Annotated in this window: 1 protein-coding gene and 1 pseudogene; both read right to left on the bottom strand. The window is 64.9% G+C overall.

The genetic code is table 11. From position 1 onward, the window contains the following. Nucleotides 1-168: pseudogene (locus HK28_RS09355) on the bottom strand (conjugal transfer protein TrbC); the annotation flags it as partial. Further along, on the bottom strand, nt 165-1,154 hold the full coding sequence (gene trbB, locus HK28_RS09360; RefSeq protein ID WP_233140460.1) for a P-type conjugative transfer ATPase TrbB: 990 nt from the start codon (nt 1,152-1,154) through the stop codon (nt 165-167). The gene trbB and the pseudogene HK28_RS09355, both read right to left, overlap by 4 nt. Nucleotides 1,155-1,158: the final 4 nt, after the last annotated feature.

Raw genomic sequence — 1,158 nt, forward strand, 5'->3', positions numbered from 1 at the left:
CTCGTTGAGCGGGTTTTCCCACGGCATGCCGGAGCCGGACGCCCAGGCCGACGATACGAAAAACAGCGACAGAAGCGTGGACGTTCCGAACATGCGGATATCCGGCACATGCCGATCAGGCCGTGCAACGGCGCACACGATGGCGCGCAGACGTGAAGGCGTCCTCATGATGACTCTCCATTGTCAGAGAATGATGTTTCGGAAGATGGAAGGCTGGCGGGCCGGATGTGATAGGCTCCCGTCACGGGATCGAGGCCATCCACTGTGGCCAGTTCGGACAGGCGGCGCGCCGTGCCGCGTCCGGATAGGACCGCGATCACGTCGATGGTTTCGGCGATCAGGGCACGCGGTACGGTGACGACGATTTCCTGAATGAGCTGCTCCATGCGGTGCAGCGCGCCGACGGCGGTGCCAGCGTGAAGCGTACCAATCCCACCGGGATGACCGGTGCCCCACGCCTTGAGCAGGTCGAGCGCCTCGGGACCGCGCACCTCACCGATGGGAATACGGTCCGGACGCAGGCGCAGGGCCGAGCGCACCAGTTCGGACAGCGTGACGACACCATCACGGGTGCGGAGCGACACCAGATTGGGTGCGCGGCATTGCAGTTCGCGCGTATCCTCAATCAGCACAACCCGATCGTCGGTCTTCGCGACCTCGGCCAGCAGGGCGTTGACCAGCGTGGTCTTGCCAGTGGACGTCCCACCCGCGACCAGTATGTTCTTCCGGTCCGCAACTGCCTGGCGCAGGAAACTGGCCTGGGCGTCGGCCATGACCCCGGCTTCGACGTAATCATCGAGCGTGAACACCGCGACGGCGGGTTTACGGATCGCGAAGCTCGGGGCCATCACCACGGGTGGCAGTAATCCCTCGAACCGCTCGCCGGTCGGGAGTTCCGCCGACACGCGCGGTGCCGTTTCATGCACCTCCGCCCCGACATGATGGGCCACCAGTCGCACGATGCGTTCGGCATCGGCTGGTGTGATCCGATCCCCCGTGTCGCCCAGCCCCTCGGACAGGCGGTCCATCCACAGCCTGCCATCGGGATTGAGCATCACCTCGACAATGGCAGGATCAGCGAGGTGCCGGGCAATGGCTGGCCCCATCGCCGTGCGCAGCATGGACATGCCACGCTGTCGGGCTCCACTTTCAATCGAT

The sequence above is a fragment of the Acetobacter sp. DsW_063 genome (assembly GCF_002153745.1).
Taxonomy (GTDB): domain Bacteria; phylum Pseudomonadota; class Alphaproteobacteria; order Acetobacterales; family Acetobacteraceae; genus Acetobacter.